Below are 21,967 nucleotides of genomic sequence, written 5' to 3'. Positions count from 1 at the left end.
TTGGCTTTGTTCTCGAGGAGAACCTCATGTTTACCGGCATCATCGAATCCATCGGCAGTATTCGTGCATTGACCCCAAAGGGCGGTGATGTGCGGGTTCACGTCGAAACCGGCAAGCTCGATCTGAGCGACGTCAAACTGGGCGACAGCATCGCGGTCAACGGCGTGTGCCTGACTGCCGTCGAGTTGCCAGGCAACGGCTTTGCGGCGGACGTCAGTCGCGAAACCCTCGACTGCACCGCCATGAACGACCTGAAAAGCGGCAGCCCGGTCAATCTGGAAAAAGCCCTGACCCCGACCACTCGCCTTGGCGGACACCTGGTCAGCGGTCACGTCGATGGCGTGGGCGAAGTGGTTGCCCGTACTGAGAACGCGCGCGCCGTGGAATTCCGCATCCGCGCGCCGAAGGACCTGGCCAAGTACATCGCCCATAAAGGCTCGATCACCGTCGACGGCACCAGCCTGACCGTGAACGCAGTCGATGGCGCCGAGTTCCTGCTGACCATCATTCCGCACACCCTGAGCGAAACCATCATGGCGTCGTATCAACCGGGTCGCCGGGTGAACCTGGAAGTGGACTTGCTGGCCCGTTACCTGGAGCGCCTGCTGTTGGGCGACAAGGCCGCAGAGCCGACTGCCGGCAGCACCATCACCGAAAGCTTTCTGGCCCAAAACGGCTACCTCAAATCCTGAAGCTCAAATTTCGCAAAAAGGGGGTGCCTTGTGGCGCTCAATAGCATCGAAGAACTGGTTGAAGACATCCGCCAAGGCAAGATGGTCATCCTCATGGATGACGAAGACCGCGAGAACGAAGGCGACCTGATCATGGCCGCCGAGTGCTGCAAGCCCGAGCACATCAACTTCATGGCCAAGCACGCCCGTGGCCTGATCTGCATGCCGATGAGCCGCGAGCGTTGCGAACTGCTCAGGCTGCCGTTGATGGCGCCACGCAACGGTTCCGGTTTCGGCACCAAGTTCACCGTGTCGATCGAAGCGGCCACCGGTGTGACCACCGGCATCTCCGCCGCCGACCGCGCGCGTACCGTGCAGGCCGCCGCCGCCCGTGATGCCAAGGCTGAAGACATCGTCAGCCCGGGCCACATCTTCCCGCTGATGGCCCAGGCCGGTGGCACCCTGGCCCGCGCCGGCCACACCGAAGCGGCGTGCGACCTGGCGCGCATGGCCGGCTTCGAACCGAGCGGCGTGATCTGCGAAGTGATGAACGACGACGGCACCATGTCCCGTCGCGCCGAGCTGGAAGCTTTTGCAGCCGAACACGACATCAAGATCGGCACCATCGCCGACCTGATTCACTACCGCATGATTCACGAACGTACCGTTCAGCGGATTGCCGAGCAGCCACTGGACAGCGAACTGGGCCAATTCAACCTGGTGACCTATCGTGATTCGGTGGAAGGCGACGTGCACATGGCGCTGACCCTGGGCAATGTGTGTGCCGAAGAACCGACCCTGGTTCGCGTGCACAACATGGACCCGCTGCGCGACCTGCTGATGGTCAAGCAACCGGGCCGCTGGAGCCTGCGCGCCGCCATGGCTGCGGTTGCCGAGGCTGGCAGCGGCGTGGTGCTGTTGCTCGGTCACCCGCTCGATGGCGACGTGCTGCTGGCGCATATCCGCGAAACTGCCGACCACGCCGCGGTGAAAAAACCGACCACCTACAGCATTGTCGGTGCAGGTTCGCAGATTCTGCGCGACCTGGGCGTACGCAAAATGCGCCTGATGTCGGCACCAATGAAATTTAATGCGATATCCGGTTTCGATCTGGAAGTTGTAGAATACGTGCCCTCCGAATAAGACACCGGGTTTTGGCATCGTTGTTCACTTAAGGCTTGTTTGATTTACTGTGGCGAGGGAGCTTGCTCCCGCTTGGGTGCGCAGCGCCCACAAGAGGGGCCGCTAGGCAGCCCAGCGGGAGCAAGCTCCCTCGCCACAACGAGTTGCAAGTGAACACCGATGCGGGTTCCGGCGCTGTATTCGCGGCTAACAAATCACTGAGGGACGCGTAGAAAACACGTCCCGGCTCTTTAAGAGATCTAACGAATGACCCTGAAGACCATCGAAGGTACCTTCATCGCCCCTAAAGGCCGCTACGCTCTGGTAGTGGGCCGTTTCAACAGCTTCGTCGTTGAAAGCCTGGTCAGCGGTGCAGTTGATGCCCTGGTTCGCCACGGCGTAAGCGAAAGCGACATCACCATCATCCGTGCGCCTGGCGCCTTCGAAATCCCGCTGGTTGCGCAGAAAGTCGCTCAGAAGGGCGAGTTCGCGGCAATCATCGCCCTGGGCGCGGTCATTCGTGGCGGTACTCCGCACTTCGAATACGTGGCTGGCGAATGCACCAAGGGCTTGGCCCAGGTATCCATGGAGTTCGGCGTACCGGTCGCTTTCGGCGTGCTGACCGTTGATTCCATCGAGCAAGCCATCGAACGTTCCGGCACCAAGGCCGGTAACAAAGGTGCCGAAGCTGCCCTGTCCGCTCTGGAAATGGTCAGCCTGCTGGCGCAGTTGGAGGCCAAGTGATTAGCGACGAAAGCGATCGTTTCAACCCGCGCGATCCAAAGCCTGCGGATGCCGGTAAGCCATCGAAAAGCGTCAAGCGTCGCGAAGCCCGTCAGCTCGCGACCCAGGCGCTGTACCAATGGCACATGGCCAAGCAGTCGCTGAACGAGATCGAAGCTCAGTTCCGGGTCGATAACGATTTCACCGATGTTGATGGCGCCTACTTCCGCGAAATTCTTCACGGGGTTCCGCAGTTCAAGACCGAAATCGACACCGCACTCACGCCTTGCCTCGATCTGACCATCGAAGAGCTCGACCCGGTTGAACTGGCGGTTCTGCGCCTGTCCACCTGGGAACTGCTCAAGCGCGTCGACGTGCCGTACCGCGTTGTGATCAACGAAGGTATCGAACTGGCCAAGGTCTTCGGTTCCACCGACGGCCACAAGTTCGTCAACGGTGTGCTCGACAAACTGGCGCCACGTCTGCGTGAAGCTGAAGTGAAGGCGTTCAAGCGCTAACCAGCGCTTGAAACTGCGATGGGCGAGTTTGAGCTGATCCGCAATTTCTTCGCCGCCGCGCCTTGTGCGCAGGGCGGCGAAGGCGTTGCTCTCGGGATTGGCGATGACTGCGCCTTGCTGGCTGTTCCTCCCGGGGAGCAGATGGCGATTTCTACCGATACGCTGGTGGCCGGTGTGCATTTCGCCGATCCCTGCGATCCGTTTCTGCTCGGTCAGCGCTCGCTGGCCGTGGCCGTCAGCGACCTGGCTGCCATGGGCGCCACCCCGGTTGCCTTCACCCTTGCCCTGACCTTGCCGACGGTGACCGCCGATTGGTTGCAAGCCTATGCCCGTGGTTTGAACCTGATGGCGCAAAGCTGCGGTGTGGCATTGGTTGGCGGCGACACCACCCATGGACCGCTGAGCCTGACCATGACCGTGTTCGGTCGTGTGCCGGCTGGCTTGGCGTTGACCCGCAGCGGTGCGCGACCGGGCGATCTGCTGTGTGTCGGTGGCGACCTGGGAAATGCCGCCGGTGCCTTGCCCCTGGTGCTTGGCGCGCGCACGGCCCAAGCGAGCATTGCCGAGCCATTGCTGGCGCATTACTGGTCACCGCAACCACAACTCGGCTTGGGTCAGGCGCTGCGGGGCAAGGCCACTTCGGCGATGGATATCTCCGACGGTCTGCTCGCTGATTGCGGGCATATCGCGCTGGCCTCGAAGGTCGCTATCGAAGTCGAACGTGAACGTTTGCCGCTGTCGCAGAGCCTGGTCGACTTTCTCGGTCACGCGGATGCACAGGTGGCGGCCCTGAGCGGCGGCGACGATTACGTCCTGGCCTTCACACTCCCGTCCGTCGAGTTGCCGCTCTTGCTGGCCGACGGCTGGCCGATCCATGTGATTGGCCGTGTGGTGACGGGGCAGGGCGTGACGCTGCTGGACGCCGATGGCAAAGACATCACCCCGCAAACCCGGGGTTATCAACATTTTCGGGAGTCACCGTGACAGATCATCCCAAACAGGTCCCGGCGGAATTCGTACCGCCGTCGGTCTGGCGTAATCCATGGCATTTCCTGGCGTTCGGCTTCGGCTCGGGCACCTTGCCAAAGGCGCCTGGCACTTGGGGGTCGTTAGTTGCGCTACCCTTTATTCCGTTGTGGCAGATGCTGCCGGACTGGGGTTACTGGCTGATGCTGGGCATCACCATGTTGTTCGGTTTCTGGCTGTGCGGCAAAGTGGCTGACGATTTGCGGGTACACGACCATGAAGGCATCGTCTGGGACGAAATGGTCGGGATGTGGATCACCCTGTGGCTGGTGCCGGAAGGTTGGCAGTGGTTGCTGGCGGGCTTCTTGATGTTCCGCTTCTTCGATATCCTCAAGCCGTGGCCGATTCGCTGGATCGACCGGCACGTGCATGGCGGCGTTGGCATCATGCTCGATGATGTCCTGGCCGGGGTGTTCGCCTGGTTGGCGATGCAGGGACTTGTGTGGTTTTTCGCCTGAGCGGAGATATTCAGGCGTTAATCAGGAGAACTGTTAATCGGGAGAAGCAAGGATGGCTCTACGCGGATTGATGGTGCTGGCGTTCACGATATTTTGCTCTTTTGCCCAGGCGGGCGGAGGGGTCGCTACGCCGCCATCGGTGATTCATCTGGCGAGCGAAGACTGGGAAGACTACACCGCTGCAGATGGACATGGCCTGGGTTGGGACGTGTTGCGCCAAGTGTTCGAGCCGGCGGGCGTCAAGGTCGACATCCGCACCGAGCCCTACGTGCGTTCGCTGGGCCTGGCCGAACGTGGCGAGGTCGACGCCTGTGTCGGTTCCTATCGTGACGAGTCCGAGGGTGTGCTCTATCCCCATTGGAACTTCGACACCGATCACATCTATGCCTTGGGCCTGGCCAGCAGTCCGGTACCCACTCCGGAAACCGTGGGCAGTTATCGACTGGCGTGGGTTCGCGGCTACGATTACCAGCATTACCTGCCTAACGTGCAGCATTTTGCTGAAGTGCAGCGGCGCACCGGCATTGTGTCGATGCTGATCCACAACCGTGCCGACTATTACATCGATGCGCAGACCGAAGTCGATTACGTGCGCAATCGCGCCAAGGAACCTTCCCTGTTGCGCAGTACCCATATCGCCGAATTGCCGCTGTTTCTGTGTTTCGCCAAGACCCCGAAGGCACGCAGCCTGATGGCCCTGTTCGATCAGCGCATGGAGCAACTGGTGAAAAGCGGCGAGCTGAAACCGATCTTCGAGCGCTGGAAACAGCCGTATCCGTTTGATTCGGACTGAGCCGGTTCTTGCGGCTGATGATGTACCCATTGTGGGAGCGGGCTTGCTCGCGAAAGCGGTGTGTCATGCAACATTGATGTCGACTGACACGACGCCTTCGCGAGCAAGCCCGCTGCCACATTGAATGATGGAGGCTGTTATCAAACTATTTGATAGTTATCGCCGATAATTCAGCCTAAGCGTCCTCCGGAACCTGCTGTTACAATGCCGGCTCTGCGAATCTTCAGACTTTTAGATCAGGAGCACACCGGTGCCTGTCGTTTTTGTCGCCGCTTCCAAGCTGCCAACGCCTTTTGCGCAATTCACCATGCACGGCTTCCTCGATGAAGCCACCGGCCGCGAGCACGTTGTGCTGAGCCTGGGTGAGATCGCCGACGGTGCCCCGGTGCTCGGCCGGTTGCACTCCGAATGCTTGACGGGCGATGCCCTGTTCAGCCAGCGTTGCGACTGCGGCTCGCAACTGGAGGCCGCCTTGCAGGCCATCGCACGCGAAGGTCGTGGGGTTTTGCTCTACCTGCGTCAGGAAGGTCGTGGCATTGGCCTGCTGAACAAGATCCGCGCCTATGAGTTGCAGGACGGTGGTGCCGATACCGTTGAAGCCAACGAGCGCCTGGGCTTTGCCGCCGACCAGCGTGACTACGCCATGTGCCTGCCGATGCTGGAGCACCTGGGCGTGAAGTCCCTGCGCCTGATGACCAACAACCCGCGCAAGGTCAAAGCCTTGACCGACATGGGTATCGTGGTCGCCGAGCGCGTGCCGCTGCACACCGGCCACAACCCGCATAACCGACTCTACCTGGCGACCAAGGCCAGCAAGCTCGACCACATGATGGGCAACGAGCATCAGGGCGAGGCAGACCGGGCGTGACCCGCGGTCAGGTGCGGCGGCGACTGTCCGTCAACTGGTGGCAATACCTGGCACTGGCCTTGTTGCCGCTGTTTGTGATCAACGCGGTGTTCGGCCAGAGCGACGCCATCCTGCCGGTGCTGGCGATGCCGTTGTTCATCGCCGGAGTTGCCTCGATGTTTGTCAGCCTGAAGTTTTTCGGTGCTTACAAACACGCGCTGATCGCCACCCAGAAAGCCCTCGATACCCCTGAAGAACCTGCCGCCTGGATCAGTCTGGCGGCCAAGCGGCGCACGGCATTCCTCGCCGCCGGGCTGCCGGCCTGGATCGCTGCCCTGGCGGTGTTCGTCGGTCTCGAGGCTGTGCCGCTGATGCTGCTGGCGCTGTCGACCGCCGTGCTGTTCTACCTCTATCGTATTCCGCGTCAACTCGGTTGATGCGCGCGGTCTGGCTGGCGATTTTGTTGCTGGCCGCCAGTCGCTCGGCCATCGCGGTCGAGCGGGTTGTCAGCCTTGCACCGTCGCTCTCTGAAATCGTCATCGAGCTGGGCTCCGCCGACCTGCTGGTCGGCGTGCTGGACGCTGGTGAACGACCTGATGAACTGAAGAACCTGCCCTCCGTTGGCCGCTATGGCCAGTTGGACATGGAGCGCTTGCTCAGCCTGAAACCCGATCTGTTGCTGCTATGGCCCGGTAGCGTCGGCCCGGCCCAGCGTGACCAGCTCAAGCGCCTGAACATTCCCACCTACGTCGCCGAGCCCCACAGCCTGGACCAGCTCACGACGCAGATCGAGGCTATTGCCGCTCAGCTCGGCCGGCCTGAGCGCGGTATTTCATTGGCCACCGATTTACGCCAGCGGCTGGGTGAATTGCGCCAACGCTATCGACGGGATCGGCCGTTACGGGTGTTCTATCAGGTCTGGGATCGGCCGCTGTACACGGTTGGTGGTGAGCAGATCATCAGCGATGCGCTGGCGGTCTGCGGTGCCCAAAACGTATTTGCCGACCTGAAACTGCCGGCACCGCAAGTCAGTGTGGAAGCCGTGCTGCAGCGTAATCCCGAAGTGATTCTGGCCAGTGATCAGGCGCAGCTCGATGCGTGGAAAGCCTGGCCGCAGGTGGCGGCGGTGGCACAAGGGCAATTGCGTTTGGTGACGGACAAGGGCCTGGAGCGGCCGAGTGGGCAGATGGTCGAGGCGACTGCAAAGCTGTGCCAGCTTCTTCAGCCGAACCGCTGACCTGTGGCGAGGGGGCTTGCCCCCGTTGGGCTGCGAAGCAGCCCCAAGTCTTAGAATGATGTTTCATCAGGCATGCGACATCAGCCTGATTGCGGTCGCTGCGCAACCGAACGGGGGCAAGCCCCTCGCCACAAATGATCGAGTCTGGCTTTAGATCCCCGGTGTCCAGGTCACCCCGAACATCCACGCCCGACCTTCCTCGCGATACCCATACTGGCTACCCAGGTAGCTGTACAGCGCCCGACTGTAACCCTTGTCCAGCAGGTTATCGACCTTCAGCTCCAGCTTGATTTCACGATTGAGCTCCCAACTGCTACGCAACCCCAACAAGGCATAACCACCGAGCGGCTGTTGATTGTTCAGGTCGTCATAGCTGCTGCTGACCGCTTGCCAGCTGGCGCCGAGACCCAGGCGATCGAACTGCCGGTCGAGATCCCAGCTCAAGGTGCGCCGTGCGCGACGGGCCAGGGTGTGGCCTGTGTCACGATCCCGCGGGTCGATGATCGCCACGCCGAGGTTGCTCTGCCAATCGAACAGTTCCTGCTTCAGCGCGGCTTCGAAGCCGTTGATCCGCGCCGAGGCGACGTTCTCCGGGCGCGAGTTGCTGCCGAAGATGATCGCGTCTTCAAGGTCGGTGCGATACAGCGACGTCTCCAGGCGACTGCTCTCGGTCAATTGGCTGCGCCATTGCAGCTCATAGCTTTTTGAGGTTTCAGGCTTGAGGTCCGGGTTGCTGAAGTCCGGGTAGTAAAGATCGTTGAACGTCGGCGCGCGGAAGCCTTCGCTGTAGGTCAGCAGCACTTCGTTGTCCGGGTTCAGCGGCAGGGTGAAGGTGCCGCTCCAGGTGTTCTGGCTGCCGAACTGCTGGTTATCGTCGTGACGCAGGCCCAACTCCGTGGAGAAACTGTCCGCCTCAAAGCGATGCTGGATGAATGCTGCGCGGTTCCAGCGGCTGTCCTCGTCGAACGGCGTGCTGCTATTGATCCGGTCTTCGTACCAGTCGCCGCCCAACATCAGGCTGTTGCGCTCGTCGAGCGTCAGATCGTTCTGCCAGGTCACCGAGTCGCGATAGGTGTTGAACACCGTGCGTTCATCGCTGAGCTTGTCGAGGGTCTTCTCACGGTTTTCGCTGTGGCCGAAATCAACGCGGGTTTTCCAGAGATCGTTGACCCGTGCATCGACATAGCTACTGACGCTGCTCACATCGAATTCGCTGTAGGGCTGTTGCTGGACCGACTCGAACGTATTCATGTCGAAGCGACCGAAGGGGTTGTCGAATTCGCTCTTGCCTCGGTTATCCAGCACGTTGGCGCCGACTTCGATGTCATCGGTCAGGGCGTGGCTCAGGCTCAGGCTAAACGACTTGTTGCGGTATTCGTCATGGTCGCCGTCGCTGGGATACGACTCGTGAGTGCGATTGACCCCGGCGGTTTCGTCGAGGCTGGCACCAAGGTTGAAGCGGGTTTTTTCATCACCACCGGACAAACCGAGGCTGCGCTCCCAGGTCTGGTTGCTGCCAAAACCCATGTGCAGTCGCGGTTGCAGGCCCTGTTCGCCGCCACGGCGGGTGAAGATCTGGATCACTCCGCCGATCGCATCGCTGCCGTAAATCACCGAGCGGGAGCCGCGCAACACTTCCACGCGCTCGACCTGGTCGATGTTGATGTGTTGCAGGTTGCTGTCACCTGAGGTCGAACTGCCGATGCGCTGGCCGTCCACCAACACCAGGCTCTGGGCCGACTGGGTGCCGCGGATGTAGACACCCGGAAGACTGCCGCGCCCACCGGTCTGTGAGACTTGCACGCCCGGCACCCGCCGCAGCAAATCCGTGACGCTATCGGGTTGCAGGCGATCGATGTCGTCGCGGGTGAAGACGGTGTTGGCGGCGCTGCTGTCGTTGCGCGCCTCGACTTGGCGGTTGGCGCTGATCAGCACGTCGGGCAGCTTCAGTGCCTGGTCGCGTTCGAAGGTGTCGGCTAAAGCGTTGGTGGTGGGCAGCAGAAACAGAGGCAAGGCGAGGTGGGAGAACTTCATTGGTAGTCCGATGGTGCTTTGAGGCAAATACAATTTTGAGAGGTCCACAAAACACTGTGGGAGCGGGCTTGCTCGCGAAGGCGTCGGTACAGCCAACATTGATGTTGGATGTGCCGGCCTCTTCGCGGGCAAGCCCGCTCCCACAGGGAGAGTGTGTTTAGCGGTCGAGCAGTTGCAGGCGCTCGCGAATGGACGCTTCGATTCCCGCTTCGTCCAAACCACACTCAGCCAGCATTTGCGCAGGCTTGGCGTGTTCGACGTAAATGTCCGGCAAGCCCAGGTGCAGCATCGACTTGAGGATGTTTTCGCGGGCGAGGAATTCGCTGACCGCGCCACCGGCGCCGCCCATGATTGCGTTCTCTTCGACGGTCACCAGCAGTTCGTGACTGCCGGCGATTTCGCGAACCAGCGCTTCATCCAGAGGTTTGACGAAGCGCATGTCGACCACGGTCGCGTCCAGCGTCTCGGCGACTTTCAGGGCTTCGGCCAGTTGCACGCCGAACACCAGCAGGGCAACTTTGCTGCCCTGGCGGCGGACTACACCTTTACCGATCTCGATCGGTTCGAGGTCTTTCTCGATAGTCGCGTTCGGGCCATTCCCACGTGGATAACGCACCGCCGCCGGGCCTTCGTACTGGTGACCGGTGGTGAGCATCTTGCGCAGTTCGTTTTCGTCGCTCGGGGTCATCACCAGCATGCCGGGGATGCAGCGCAGGTACGAAAGGTCGAAACTGCCGGCGTGGGTCGGACCGTCTTCGCCCACCAGGCCGGCGCGGTCGATGGCGAACAGCACGTCGAGGTTCTGCACCGCCACATCGTGAACAAGCTGGTCGTAACCGCGCTGCAGGAAGGTCGAATAGATGGCCACCACGGGTTTGGCGCCTTCGCAGGCCATGCCGGCCGCGAGGGTGACGGCGTGCTGCTCGGCAATGGCCACGTCGAAGTAGCGCAGCGGGAAGCGCTCACTGAAAGCGACCAGGTCCGAGCCTTCCTTCATCGCCGGGGTAATCCCGACCAGGCGCGGATCGGCAGCCGCCATGTCGCACAGCCATTCACCGAACACACCGGAGTATTTCGGGCCGCTGGCTTTTTTCGGCGCGGCAGCCGGCGCGTCCAGCGGTTCGAGTTTGGTGATGGCGTGGTAGCCGATCGGGTCGACTTCCGCCGGGGCGAAGCCTTTGCCCTTCTTGGTGACAATGTGCAGGAACTGCGGACCTTTCAGATCGCGCATGTTACGCAGGGTGGCGATCAGGGTTGGCAGGTCGTGGCCATCGATCGGGCCGATGTAGTTCCAGCCCAGCTCCTCGAACAGCGTGCCGGGAACCAGCATGCCTTTTGCGTATTCTTCAGTGCGACGGGCGATTTCCCAGGCACCGGGCAGGCGCGACAGCACTTTTTTGCTGCCTTCGCGCATGCTCGCGTAAGTACGGCTGGAAAGGATCTTCGCCAGATAGTTCGACAAGCCACCGACATTGCGCGAGATCGACATGTCGTTGTCGTTGAGGATCACCAGCATGTTGGCGTCCACTTCCGGCGCATGGTTCAGCGCCTCGAACGCCATGCCCGCGGTCAGGGCGCCGTCGCCGATCACCGCGATGGCCTTGCGCTCGCTGTTTTGCAGGCGGGCGGCGATCGCCATGCCCAGCGCGGCACTGATCGAGGTGCTGGAGTGGCCGACGCCAAAGGTGTCGTACTCGCTCTCGGAGCGACGCGGGAAGGCGGCAACGCCGTCCTTCTGGCGCAGGGTGCCCATGCGCTCGCGACGACCGGTGAGGATCTTGTGCGGATAAGCCTGATGACCTACGTCCCACACCAACCGGTCGTCCGGGGTGTCGAAGACGTAATGCAGCGCGATGGTCAGCTCGATCACGCCCAGGCCGGCACCGAAATGCCCACCGGTCTGGCCGACCGTGTAGAGCAATTCCAGGCGCAACTCATCGGCCAGGGTTTCCAGCTCGGCTTCGCCTAACCGGCGCAGGCCGTCCGGCGTGTTCGCGCGGTCGAGCAGGGGCGTGGTCGGGCGCTTGCGGGGAATCTCATGAAACGTCGTGGGCATCAGGCGAATCGTTATAGGTATAAAAGATGCGGCAGTTTACCTGATGCATCGCCCCCTGCCCACGCGTTGGTCCTTTTTGGCGGATTCGCCGTCAGCTGCGGCGATCGACGATATACCGGGCCAGATCACGCAACGGCTCGGCGGCCGCGTCAAACGGTCGCAGTGCGTGCAGGGCCTGGTCGCGCAGCTCCAGGGCATAAGCCTTGGCCGCGTCGAGGCCGAGCAGGGCCGGGTAGGTCGGTTTGTCCCGGGCAATGTCGGCACCCTGGCGTTTGCCGAGGGTTTCGGTATCGCTTTCGACGTCTAGGATGTCGTCCTGCACCTGGAATGCCAGGCCGATGGCCTGTGCATAAGCCTGCAGGGACTTGAGTTCGTCTTTCTCGGCACGGCCGCTGGCCAGGGCACCAAGCTTGACGCTGACCTCGATCAACGCGCCGGTTTTGTGCCGGTGCATGTACTCCAGGGCTTTCTGGTCGAGTTTCAGACCGACCGAGCCGAGGTCGATGGCCTGGCCGCCGACCATGCCCGCCGGACCTGCGGCCAGTGCCAGGGCGGTGACCATTTGCAGGCGGATGTCGGCATCCGTGTTGCTCAGATTTGGATCGAGCAGCGCGCTGAAAGCCAGGCTCTGCAAACCGTCGCCGGCGAGGATCGCGCAGGCTTCATCGAATTTCTTGTGGGTGGTGGGCTGGCCGCGACGCAGATCGTCATCGTCCATCGCCGGCAAATCGTCGTGCACCAGTGAATAGGCGTGGATCAGTTCCACTGCACAGGCCGCGCCGTTGGCTTGCTCAGGCTTGCCGCCCAACGCTTCGCACGCGGCATAGGCCAGCAGTGGGCGCACGCGCTTGCCGCCATTCATTACGCTGTAGCGCATGGCCTCGTACAACCGCGCAAGCTCCGGGCCCGGTGCCGTGAACAGGGTTTCCAGAGCCGCATTGACGCGAGCCTGGCTGGTGGCCGAGTACGCTGCAATCATTCTGGCTGGTCCGCGTCGAAGGGTTCCTCGGCCAACTCGCCATCACGCTCGAGCAGCACTTGAACCTTTTGCTCGGCCTGGGCCAGCGCCGCCTGGCAATCGCGGGTCAGACCGATGCCTTGCTCGAAAGCGGCCAGCGAGTCCTCCAGCGACAATTCGCCATTCTCCAGACGCTCCACCAGCGTTTGCAGGTCGGCGAGGGACTGTTCGAAATCCAGTGCAGCTTTTTTGCGGGCCATGGCGGCGATTTCCGGTTGACGTTAAACCGGCGCGACACTAGCAGATAGGGGGGTTATGGGCAAATGAGGGGGGTGTTTGGGTGCAATGGTTTCAGGCCTCAGGTTCACGCCTCATCGGGGTATTTGATCTGGTACCGGGTACTGCGCCCGCCACCGGGCAGGCGTTTCAGGCAGTCTTTGTCCAGCAGTTCGGTCAGATGACGGGTCGCGGTTGCTTTGGATACTTTGGCGACGGCCTGGTATTGAGCCGCGCTGATGCCGTGCTCGAAGCCTCTTTCGCCGCCGTCGAGCAAGCGATTCAATACTTTTGTTTGCTCGGCCGACAGCTCGGATCTCTGATGTGCCTGCCAGAATCGCGCCTTGCCCAGCACACTGTCGATCCGCGTCATGGCTTGTTGCAGGCTGCGCAGAAGCGTTTGCAGGAACCACTCCAACCACTCAGTGACATCTGTCGTAGCCTTTTGACTGGTTTCCAGCACGCGGTAGTAACCGGAGCGGTCCTCAAGAATACTTGCCGACATTGCATAAAAACGAATCGCCTGAGCCTCACCCTGCGCCAAAGCCAGATCGGTGATGGTGCGCGTGAGGCGACCATTGCCGTCGTCAAACGGGTGGAGTGTGACAAACCAGAAGTGTGCGAGGCCAGCACGCAGCAATGGGTCGAGTCCGGCCTGGTTTCGGCCGCTCTCAAACCAGTCGAGGAAGATTTCGAGTTGACGCTCAAGGCCCAGTCGAGGCGGCGCTTCGAAGTGCACGGTCGGCTTGTCGAGACGACCGGAGACGACCTGCATCGGTTCATCGCCTCGCAATGCACCGACACGTATCGCCCGGGCGGCGAGGTCGCCGTCCTGCTCCGGAAACAACCATTCATGCCAGTGCAGCAAGCGATCCAGCGTCAGTGGCTCGGCAAAATGCTGCGTAGCATCGAGCATCAATTGCGCAAGACCTTCACTGCGTTGGCTGACTCTATCGCCATCAACCAGATCCAGGCCCAAGCGCCGAGCCAGCGACGAACGAACGGAACCGACGTTCAGTTGCTCACCTTCAATGGCCGATGAGGTGACGATGTTTTGCAACAACGCATCCAGCTCACTTTGCGCGCTCAGCGAGCTGCCCACGGAACTGGCCATGCCCATTAGCCGACCTTGCGCTTGAACGCACTCGCGTAACAAGGGCGCCAGGCGTTCGGCATTCCAGGTGAAACCCGGCCAATCAGGCTGCTGCCATATCCATTGAGGTGTCATGAACTTGATGCTCCAGGTGGGGGTGAGCCGATTAGACGGGCTATTCGGCTCACATAATGAGCCGAATATGATACTTATTCGGCTCACCGTCCACCCATTACCGTGACTTCCACCGCAATTTCGGAGCCATCCGATTGTTAAAAAACATCCGAATGGCTAACCTTCGAGCCCTATACGACCCCGCAGTCACGGGTCTTTCAGACGAAACACAGTATCCACATCTGTAACGCGCCCAGGATCAGGCGCAAGGTTTCGTCATGCATGGCAGGAGGCGTCGCATGCGTTCATTTCTTTTGCTGCTGATCGGGTTGGCTATTTCGCCCGTGATTCTGGCCGCGCCGAATGCCGAGTTGTCGGAGCCGGTGGGCGGCTGGCGTTACAACGGCCTGCTGGACCGTAGCGAAAACCCGCAAGTTGCCTATCCCACGCCGCCGATTGATCGGGGTGTGCAGCGCAATCGCACGATGATCGAAGGCCAACTGAAGGCCCTGGGCACCCAGCGTGGGCCGCACACCTTGGCGGTCAACGGCAATCCGCTGAATCTCTATACCGACGAGCAAGGGCGTTTTGCCCGGCCCTATGCGTTTGGCGCCGGCTCCAACAGCGTCGAAGTGCGCAGCGCCGAAGGCCAGTCGCTCGAGCGTGTGCAATTCTACGAAGCCAACAACCTGCGGACCCCGGCCAGGATTCGCGTGGTGCTGGGCTGGGACGATCCGAAAGCCGAACTCGACCTGCATGTTGTCACGCCTGACGGCCAGCATGCCTTCTGGGCGCACTCGGCCTTGACCAACGGCGGCGGCCTCGACCCTGATGGCGTCGATGGTCCGGGCCCGGAAATGTTCACCATGACCGCACCGCTGCGTGGCACCTATCTGGTTTACGTGAACTATTGGGGCAACTTCGGCAGCGGCGGCTATAACTTCGATGAGACCAGCAACCAGAACGAGGTGATTACCTCGCAGATCAACCTGGTGCTCAACGAAAACACCGTCGATGAAAAACGCGAGACCTTCATCGTGCCCCTGCGCGCAATCGGCGACCTGCTGCTGGTCAAGACTTTCAACTATTAAGCATCCCGCTCCACGGATGAACATCGGGTTTTGTGAACATGAGTGATAGCACTGTTACCCCCGCCGCTGACGCACCCGCGGCCAAACCTTCCCTGCATTGGCCGACGCTGCTGATCGGGATGTGCCTGGTCGTTGGCGTGGCCGGTGGGTTGGGCTGGTTCATGCACAAGCCCAAGACCCCGGCGCCGGTGTTGGCCAGTGACAAACTGGGCATGAGTCGCCCGGATGGCTTGCTGGAAACCCATTCCCTGAGCCAGCTGCCCAAGGACCTGCTGGCGGTGCCGTTCCTCAAGGAAACCCTGACCGAAGATTTCGTCTTCTATTACGAAACCCACGCCGATCGCCTGGGCTTGATCGGCAGTTTGCGACGGATCATCTACGAGCATGACTTGAAACTGCAGGACACCTTGATCGAGCAGCTGTTCGATCAGCCCGCCGACGTAGCGTTGTGGCGCGGGGCGGACGGGCGTCTCAAGGATTTCCTGTTGGTGATGGATCGCGGTGGGCTGGCCAAGGTGCTGGAGCCGCTGGCCAAAGTGGCGCTGGACGACTCGCAGCTAAGCAAAATCGCGGAAGTGAAGGTCGGCAGCGACGACGTGGCGCTCTATCAACTCAACTACAACGCGAGCAAGGCGCTGCTGTTCGCGTCCCATGGCGACAAGCTGGTGGTGCTGTCCAATCCGGTGAAACTCTACGATCCGCAGAGTGGTGCAACGGAGGAGCCAGGCAGCGTGTCGACCATGGCCATTGCCGCGCTGCTCAATGGCGAAAAACTGTTCCCCGAAGCCTTCGGCCTGCCGCCGCGTGCGCCGGAGGTGAAACAACGCCTGTCGGTGAATGCCAGTGTGCTGGCCATGGGTTACCAGCGCTTCATTCCGAACTTCGCCGGCCTGCGCTTCGACATGGACGACAAGGGCTGGCACAGCTTCCTGGCCATGGATGAGCTCGATAATCAGCCGGACTTCGATTTCAAACCGATCTGGCAAGCCATGCCTATGGGCGCCAGCGCTTGTGTGGCGTTGCCGCTGGCCGCCGAACAACAGAAACCGCTGCTGGTGAAACTCGGTGCGCAGGAGAAAGTGGCCCAGGCGCTGACTGAACACATGGCCGGCGCAGCGGGCCTGTGCTGGTATGCCGATTCGCGGTTGTACACGCCCTTGCTGGTGGCCAGCCTCAACGATGACGACAGCGGCAAACTCGATGGGGATCTGGGCAACCTGTTCAGCTCGATGGTCGGCGCCTACGAGAGCAATGTCGAAGAAGGGGCCTTCCCGGTGGTGGAAAAGCAGGAAGGCCAGAGCCATCAGTGGCAACGTCAGGTCAGCTCCAGTTTCGGTCCATATGCGGCCAAGGACGCTGAAGATCCCGACGCCATCACCGGCAAGGCGTTCATGCGCGTGAGCCTGGCGCGCCACGGTTCGACGCTGCTGTTTTCCCTCGACGACAAGCTGGTGGACAAGGCCCTCGGCACCCTCGAAAAACACTTCCCGCCGATGGCCGACGTGGTACCGAAAGACCTGCTGATGCCGGTCTATTTCGGCCCGGATTCGATGGCGCAACTGATGCAGCAGGAAACCCTCGACAGTCTGCCCCAGGACTTGGAGCCGGTGTTCTACAACGCCGCGCAAACCTACCTGATCCCGAAACTGCGCAAGCTCGGCGGCTACGGCAAATATGCCCTGACCTTGCCCGAAGGCAGCGAGCCAGACGGTCACTGGCAGTGGCTGCCGCTGGAGTGGAAAGCGCTGTGACGGCATTGATCCGAAGTTTCGGCTTGCTGGCTCTGTTGCTGAGCGCGGGTGCCCGCGCTGTCGAGGCTCCATCGCTTGACCCACAGCAGTCCCAGGTATTTCGTGCCTGGTTCGTGCGCATCGCCCAGGAGCAACTGAGCCAGGGCCCGAGCCCCCGTTGGTATCAGCAAGACTGTGCCGGGCTGGTGCGTTTCGCTGCCAATGAAGCGTTGAAAGTCCATGACGACAAATGGCTGCGCAGCAATGGCCTGTCCAATCGTTACCTGCCGCCGGAGCTGCAATTGAGCGATGCCCAGCGCGGTCTTGCCCAGCAATGGCAGCAGGGCGGCGGCAAAGTCGGGCCATACGTCAACGCGATCAAATTGATCCAGTTCAACAGCCATCTGGTCAGTCGCGATGTGTCTCAAGCACGCCCTGGCGACCTGATGTTTTTCGATCAGGGCGACGACCAGCACCTGATGATCTGGATGGGCCGCTACATCGCCTACCACACTGGCACCACCACCCCCACCGACAACGGCATGCGTTCGGCAAGCCTGCAGCAACTCATGACATGGAAGGACACCCGATGGATACCCGACGCAGCCAACCCCAACTTCATCGGCGTCTATCGACTGAATTTTCTCTCCCAATGACCGGTGCCCGCATGCTGCGTTTTCTGTCTCTGATGTTGGTGTTGGTGTTGCCTTTCTCGGCGGCAAACGCCGAAGATTCGGTCCCGGCCAGCGGCTATACGCCAGTGGCTGGCGAGAGTTTTTTCCTGCTGGCCGACAGCAGTTTTGCCAGCGACGAGCAGGCGATGGTCCGACTCGAAGCGCCGGGCCGCGACTATCGCCGGTTTCGCATGGAACCCTACGGCGGCGCCGACATTCGTGTGTATCGCATCGACAAACCACTGGATTTCCTCAAGCGCCAGAAGAACCTGCATCGGGTGGTCAGCGATGGCCAGTTCAAGGGTGAAGGCCTGTCCAACACCCTCGCGTACCTGTGGGACAACTGGTATCGCAAATCCCGTCGGGTGATGCAGCGGGCGTTTTCCTACGAGTCGCGTAAACAAGTCACCGAGGAAGTGCCGGAGCTGAAGATGGGCAACGCGATGGCCGCGCCAACGCCCTACGATGCGCAGCCGCAATTCGCGTTGATACCGGGTTTGCCGGTGGTCGGCCAGTTTCGTTATCCGTTGTGGCAGGCCAAGCCGATCCAGCCACCTGCCGGGGTGAACCTGGCCGGTTCTTCCAGCGATTTTGTCAGCGTCGCGCCGGGCAACGTCTACATCCCTTTGGGCAACCTCAAACCGGGCCTGTATCTGGTGGAAGCGCTGATCGGCAAGTACCGCGCGACCACCATGGTGTTTGTCTCCAACACCGTGGCGGTGAGCAAGATTGCCGGTGACGAATTACTGGTGTGGGCTGCGCGCAAACACGAAGGCAGTTCGGTGCCGAAGGTCAATGTGCTGTGGACCGATGGCCTCGGTGTGATGAGCAGCGGCGCCACGGATACCGATGGCTTGCTGCGCCTGAAACACGTCAGCCCCGAGCGTTCGTTCGTGATCGGCGAGGACGAAGAGGGCGGGGTGTTCGTCTCCGAGAATTTCTACTACGACAGCGAAATCTACGACACCAAACTCTATGCCTTCACCGACCGGCCGCTGTATCGGCCGGGGGATTGGGTGTCGCTGAAAATCGTTGGGCGAGAATTCAAGAACGCGCGGGATTCGGTGCAGCCAAGCGCAGCCGACGTCAGCGTGACCGTGCTCGATGCGACCGGCACGGCGCTGCAATCCCTCGATCTGAAGCTCGATTCCAAGGCTGGCACCCAGGGCCGGTTCCAGTTGCCGGACAACGCAGTGGCTGGTGGCTATGAACTGCGTTTCAGCTACAAGGACCAGGCCTACAGCAGCGCCTTTCGCGTCGCTGAATACATCAAGCCGCACTTCGAGATTTCGCTCAATCTGGCCAAGCAGGATTACCGCACCGGCGAACCGGTCAAGGGCAACCTGGTGCTGCTGTACCCGGACGGAAAACCGGTGGCCAATGCGAAGTTGAGCCTGAGCCTGCGTGCCCAGCAGCTGTCGATGGTCGACAACGAACTGCAATACCTCGGGCAATTTCCGGTGGAGCTGACCAGCACCGAATTGACCACAGATGCCAAGGGCAATGCGTCCCTTGACTTGCCGGCAGCGGACAAGCCGAGTCGCTACATGCTCACGGTGTTTGCCAGCGACGGTGCGGCGTATCGCGTGAAAACCACCAAGGAAATCCTCATCGACCGCGGCGCGGCGAATTTCCGCTTGAGCGCGCCTCAACGCTTCAGTGCGGTGGGTGACAAGGTTGCGTTCAGCTACGCCCGCGAAGGCGAGCAGGCCGAGGCGGTTTCTCCTGGCAGTTACGGCTGGGTACGTCTGGAAGACCAGAGCACCGGTGAAGGCAAACTCGCGGCAACCGACAAGGGTTTCACCCTGGCCTTCGATCGGCCGGGCACCTACAACCTGACGCTCAAGGATGATCATGGCCGGGTGGTCGGCGCCACCGGCCATTCGGTCACTGGTGAGGGTGTCAAAGCGGTACCCGGCACCGTGGAAATCGTCCTCGACAAGCCCGAGTACATCGCAGGCGATGAAGCGCTGGCGTTGATCACCTTCCCGGAGCCGGTCAGCGATGCCCTGCTGTCGCTGGAGCGCGACAAGGTCGAAGCGACCGCGCTGTTGTCCAGGGGCGCCGACTGGCTGAAGATGGAGAAACTCAGCGATACCCAGTACCGCGCGCGCATCCCGGTGAAGGACGGTTTCGCGCCGAACCTGACCTTCTCGGTGCTGTACACCAAGGGCGGCCAATACAGTTTCCAGAACGCCGGCATCAAGGTGGTCACGCCACAGATCGACGTGGCCATCACGACGGACAAGGAAACCTATCAGCCGGGTGATACCGTCTCGGTAGACCTGACCACCCAGTTCGCCGGCAAAGCGATTCCCGCGCACCTGACGGTCAGCGTGGTCGATGAAATGGTCTACGCTCTGCAACCGGAAGTGGCGCCGAGCATCGACCAGTTCTTCTATCACCCACGGCGCAACAACGTGCGCACCAGCGCCAGTTTGTCGTTCATCAGTTATGACGTCGCCTTGCCAGGCAGCCCTGGTGCGCCGGGTAAAGCCAATCGCAGTGAGCGCGGCGTGAAGGTGCTGGAGCGGCCGCGTCGCGAGGACGTCGACACGGCGGCGTGGCAACCGGAATTGCTGACCGATGCCAACGGCAAGACCCGCTTCACCTTCAAGATGCCGGACTCCCTGACCCGCTGGCGCATCACCGCCAGGGCTATCGCCGATGACGGTCAGGTCGGGCAGAAGAAGCAATTCGTACGCTCGGAAAAACCGCTGTACTTGAAATGGAGCGGTCCAACTCAATTCCGCGCTGGCGACAAACCGGACCTGGGTGTGTTCGCCTTCAGTCAGGCCGAGAAACCGGTCAAGGCCGGGCTGGTGACCCATTTCGCCGGCAACGAACAGCGCGTGCCTGTCACCCTGAACAGCGGCATCAACTACATCCCGCTGCCGGCCTTCGAGCTGGCCAATGGCGAGTGGAGCGCCGAGCTGGTGCAGGACGGCAAAACCGCTGATGCCCTGGCGGTGCGCCTGAGCGCGACGGGTGAAGGCTGGCAAGTGACGCAATCGCAGAGTCTCGATGTGAGCAGCGGCGATACACCGCTGACTCTGCCGGCAGACGCGACCGATATCCGCCTGCGCCTGGACGACAGTCCGCAAGCGTTGTTCCGTTCGGCCCTCGACGATCTGTTGAGCTACCCCTACGGTGGCGTCGAGCAGACGGCCAGTCGCCTGCTGCCGTTGAGCATCGCCTACCCGACGCTGGCGGCGAATCCGCAGATCCGCGATCGCTTGCGCCTGATCATGCAAAACAGTCGCCTGCGCCTGGTGCAAATGGCCGGCCCTTCGGCGAGTTTCACCTGGTGGGGCATGGACGGCGAGCCGGATGCGTTCCTCACCGCCTACGCCTATTACGCCGACTGGCACGCCAGCCAGGTGCTGGAACTGAGCCTGCCGCCGGAGCATTGGCAGCGGGTGCTGGAGGTCTACGCCAAACAGGCCAGGAACACGCCGCTGTTGCAGCGGGCGCTGATCCTGTCGTTCGCCAAACAGATGCAGTTGCCGGTCAACACCTTGCTCAGTGGCTTGATGGATGATTTGGCGAAAGCGGGCGAGGGCACTGCCGCGAACCTGATGGAAGACGGTGAAGATGGCCTGGTCATGAGCGATCCGGATTCTGCGCTGGGGCTGGCTGCCGCACGCGTGCTGACGGCCTCGCTGGCCAGGCAAGCGAAGGTCGTTTTGCCGGACGCGTTCAATCGGCAACTGAGCGATGCGCAGCAACGTCTGGCGGTCAGTTCCCAGCCGTTTGCCGAAGCGCTGAACCTGTCACTGCAACCCTTCGATCAGGCTCACGCCCAGGCCTTGCTGCAACGTTTGCTGCCACAGCAATCGACCCTGGAGCGTGCGTTGGCGTTGACCTGGCTGCAACGCAGCATCGAGCAGGCATCGCCCACCATTGCATTGGCGCCGGGTGAAGGCTGGAAGAAACGGTACGGGGTTTCTGGTGAGATGTATTGGACGTGGCAGGGGCCTGCACCAGTACCGGCGGTGTTGACGCTGACCGGCGCACAAGAGCGTCCGCTGCGCGCCGCATTGAGCTACCGCAGCCAACAGCCGACGGTCGATCCGATGGCGATGACTATCACCCGTCGGCTGTCGCGACTGGTGCCGGGGGATGAGGCCTTCACCTTCAAACTTGAAGCCGTCGGCAATGCGCCGCTGTCCAGCGACAACCTCTATCTTGACGAAGTGATTGTCACCAGCAAAGCCGCCAAACCGTTGCGCTACGGCCTGCTGGAAGTGCCGCTGCCACCGGGCGCCGATGTCGAGCGCACCACCTGGGGCATCAAGCTCATGGGCAAGACCGGCACCGAACCGACATCGCTGGAAAAGGCGCGTTTCGAGCCGGGGCAAATGGCTTACGCCGTTCCGGTCGATGCCTTGAGTGGCGAATTGCGCTTGCGGCACTTGGTGCGTTTCTCGCAGAAGGGCCAATTCAACTTGCCGCCGGTGCGTTTCACTCAGGTGTATGCGCCGCAACATCAAGCGCTGGAACAAAAGGCAGCCCTTGGCCAGGTCACGGTTCACTGACGTGCACA

19 protein-coding genes are annotated in these 21,967 nt (G+C 61.4%); 14 read left to right on the top strand and 5 right to left on the bottom strand.

What is annotated here, in order from left to right; genetic code table 11:
- The first annotated feature begins 26 nt into the window (after nucleotides 1-26).
- The 10 genes from QMK54_RS27720 to QMK54_RS27675 all read left to right on the top strand — a co-directional run bounded on the left by QMK54_RS27720 (nucleotide 27) and on the right by QMK54_RS27675 (nucleotide 7,395).
- Complete coding sequence (locus QMK54_RS27720) at nucleotides 27-692, top strand: riboflavin synthase (protein WP_046815884.1); 666 nt, start codon at nucleotides 27-29, stop codon at nucleotides 690-692.
- A 30-nt stretch (nucleotides 693-722) separates the two neighbouring features.
- Nucleotides 723-1,814 (top strand): bifunctional 3,4-dihydroxy-2-butanone-4-phosphate synthase/GTP cyclohydrolase II, encoded by a 1,092-nt coding sequence (gene ribBA / locus QMK54_RS27715; RefSeq protein WP_110662983.1) that lies wholly within the window; start codon nucleotides 723-725, stop codon nucleotides 1,812-1,814.
- 246 nt (nucleotides 1,815-2,060) lie between these two features.
- Nucleotides 2,061-2,537: a 6,7-dimethyl-8-ribityllumazine synthase gene (gene ribE / locus QMK54_RS27710; protein WP_003228649.1), complete on the top strand. Its 477-nt coding sequence runs from the start codon at nucleotides 2,061-2,063 to the stop codon at nucleotides 2,535-2,537.
- Nucleotides 2,534-3,034, top strand: coding sequence for a transcription antitermination factor NusB (nusB, locus tag QMK54_RS27705; RefSeq protein WP_008053839.1), 501 nt, complete (start codon nucleotides 2,534-2,536; stop codon nucleotides 3,032-3,034). The genes ribE and nusB overlap by 4 nt, the downstream gene beginning before the upstream one ends.
- 18 nt (nucleotides 3,035-3,052) lie before the next feature.
- Nucleotides 3,053-4,018 (top strand): thiamine-phosphate kinase, encoded by a 966-nt coding sequence (gene thiL, locus QMK54_RS27700; protein WP_223590088.1) that lies wholly within the window; start codon nucleotides 3,053-3,055, stop codon nucleotides 4,016-4,018.
- Nucleotides 4,015-4,518, top strand: a complete 504-nt coding sequence (locus tag QMK54_RS27695) for a phosphatidylglycerophosphatase A (protein ID WP_007970166.1) — start codon at nucleotides 4,015-4,017, stop codon at nucleotides 4,516-4,518. Before thiL ends, QMK54_RS27695 begins: the two co-directional genes overlap by 4 nt.
- A 52-nt stretch (nucleotides 4,519-4,570) precedes the next feature.
- Nucleotides 4,571-5,311: a substrate-binding periplasmic protein gene (locus QMK54_RS27690; protein WP_223590090.1), complete on the top strand. Its 741-nt coding sequence runs from the start codon at nucleotides 4,571-4,573 to the stop codon at nucleotides 5,309-5,311.
- 250 nt (nucleotides 5,312-5,561) lie between these two features.
- Complete coding sequence (ribA, locus tag QMK54_RS27685; RefSeq protein WP_223590093.1) at nucleotides 5,562-6,179, top strand: GTP cyclohydrolase II; 618 nt, start codon at nucleotides 5,562-5,564, stop codon at nucleotides 6,177-6,179.
- A complete protein-coding gene (locus tag QMK54_RS27680) occupies nucleotides 6,176-6,595 on the top strand; it encodes an MFS transporter (protein WP_110662309.1) in 420 nt (139 codons plus the stop codon). Before ribA ends, QMK54_RS27680 begins: the two co-directional genes overlap by 4 nt.
- Nucleotides 6,595-7,395 carry a cobalamin-binding protein gene (locus QMK54_RS27675; protein WP_223590095.1) on the top strand — a complete coding sequence of 267 codons (801 nt, stop codon included), beginning with the start codon at nucleotides 6,595-6,597 and terminating at the stop codon, nucleotides 7,393-7,395. The genes QMK54_RS27680 and QMK54_RS27675 overlap by 1 nt, the downstream gene beginning before the upstream one ends.
- 150 nt (nucleotides 7,396-7,545) lie before the next feature.
- Here the strand turns inward: QMK54_RS27675 and QMK54_RS27670 are convergent, their stop codons facing one another.
- From QMK54_RS27670 to QMK54_RS27650, 5 genes are all read right to left on the bottom strand, one after another.
- The gene (locus QMK54_RS27670) at nucleotides 7,546-9,429 is read right to left on the bottom strand and encodes a TonB-dependent receptor domain-containing protein (RefSeq protein ID WP_320401645.1); all 1,884 of its coding nucleotides are present in this window, start codon (nucleotides 9,427-9,429) and stop codon (nucleotides 7,546-7,548) included.
- Nucleotides 9,430-9,586: 157 nt separating this feature from the next.
- Nucleotides 9,587-11,485 carry a 1-deoxy-D-xylulose-5-phosphate synthase gene (gene dxs, locus QMK54_RS27665; RefSeq protein WP_223590100.1) on the bottom strand — a complete coding sequence of 633 codons (1,899 nt, stop codon included), beginning with the start codon at nucleotides 11,483-11,485 and terminating at the stop codon, nucleotides 9,587-9,589.
- 91 nt (nucleotides 11,486-11,576) lie between these two features.
- Nucleotides 11,577-12,464, bottom strand: coding sequence for a (2E,6E)-farnesyl diphosphate synthase (ispA, locus tag QMK54_RS27660; RefSeq protein WP_110661003.1), 888 nt, complete (start codon nucleotides 12,462-12,464; stop codon nucleotides 11,577-11,579).
- Entirely contained in the window at nucleotides 12,461-12,703 is a 243-nt protein-coding gene (locus QMK54_RS27655; RefSeq protein ID WP_007970180.1) for an exodeoxyribonuclease VII small subunit, read from the bottom strand. The genes ispA and QMK54_RS27655 overlap by 4 nt, the downstream gene beginning before the upstream one ends.
- 104 nt (nucleotides 12,704-12,807) lie before the next feature.
- Nucleotides 12,808-13,947, bottom strand: a complete 1,140-nt coding sequence (locus QMK54_RS27650) for a Fic family protein (RefSeq protein WP_223590102.1) — start codon at nucleotides 13,945-13,947, stop codon at nucleotides 12,808-12,810.
- Nucleotides 13,948-14,225: 278 nt separating this feature from the next.
- Here QMK54_RS27650 and QMK54_RS27645 point away from each other — a divergent pair, with 278 nt between their 5' ends.
- Genes QMK54_RS27645 through QMK54_RS27630 form a run of 4 tightly spaced genes read left to right on the top strand, consistent with a single transcriptional unit; the run spans nucleotide 14,226 to nucleotide 21,959 of the window.
- The gene (locus QMK54_RS27645) at nucleotides 14,226-15,017 is read left to right on the top strand and encodes a YfaP family protein (RefSeq protein WP_320401644.1); all 792 of its coding nucleotides are present in this window, start codon (nucleotides 14,226-14,228) and stop codon (nucleotides 15,015-15,017) included.
- Nucleotides 15,018-15,055: 38 nt separating this feature from the next.
- Nucleotides 15,056-16,768 carry a DUF2138 domain-containing protein gene (locus tag QMK54_RS27640; protein WP_223590106.1) on the top strand — a complete coding sequence of 571 codons (1,713 nt, stop codon included), beginning with the start codon at nucleotides 15,056-15,058 and terminating at the stop codon, nucleotides 16,766-16,768.
- Nucleotides 16,765-17,403, top strand: a complete 639-nt coding sequence (locus QMK54_RS27635) for a DUF1175 domain-containing protein (protein WP_110660544.1) — start codon at nucleotides 16,765-16,767, stop codon at nucleotides 17,401-17,403. Before QMK54_RS27640 ends, QMK54_RS27635 begins: the two co-directional genes overlap by 4 nt.
- The gene (locus QMK54_RS27630; RefSeq protein WP_320401643.1) at nucleotides 17,400-21,959 is read left to right on the top strand and encodes an alpha-2-macroglobulin; all 4,560 of its coding nucleotides are present in this window, start codon (nucleotides 17,400-17,402) and stop codon (nucleotides 21,957-21,959) included. Before QMK54_RS27635 ends, QMK54_RS27630 begins: the two co-directional genes overlap by 4 nt.
- Nucleotides 21,960-21,967: the final 8 nt, after the last annotated feature.

The organism is Pseudomonas sp. P5_109 (assembly GCF_034009455.1).
GTDB lineage: Bacteria > Pseudomonadota > Gammaproteobacteria > Pseudomonadales > Pseudomonadaceae > Aquipseudomonas.
Note: the sequence above shows the minus strand (reverse complement) of the source record. Positions and strands in the feature narration are given on the sequence as shown.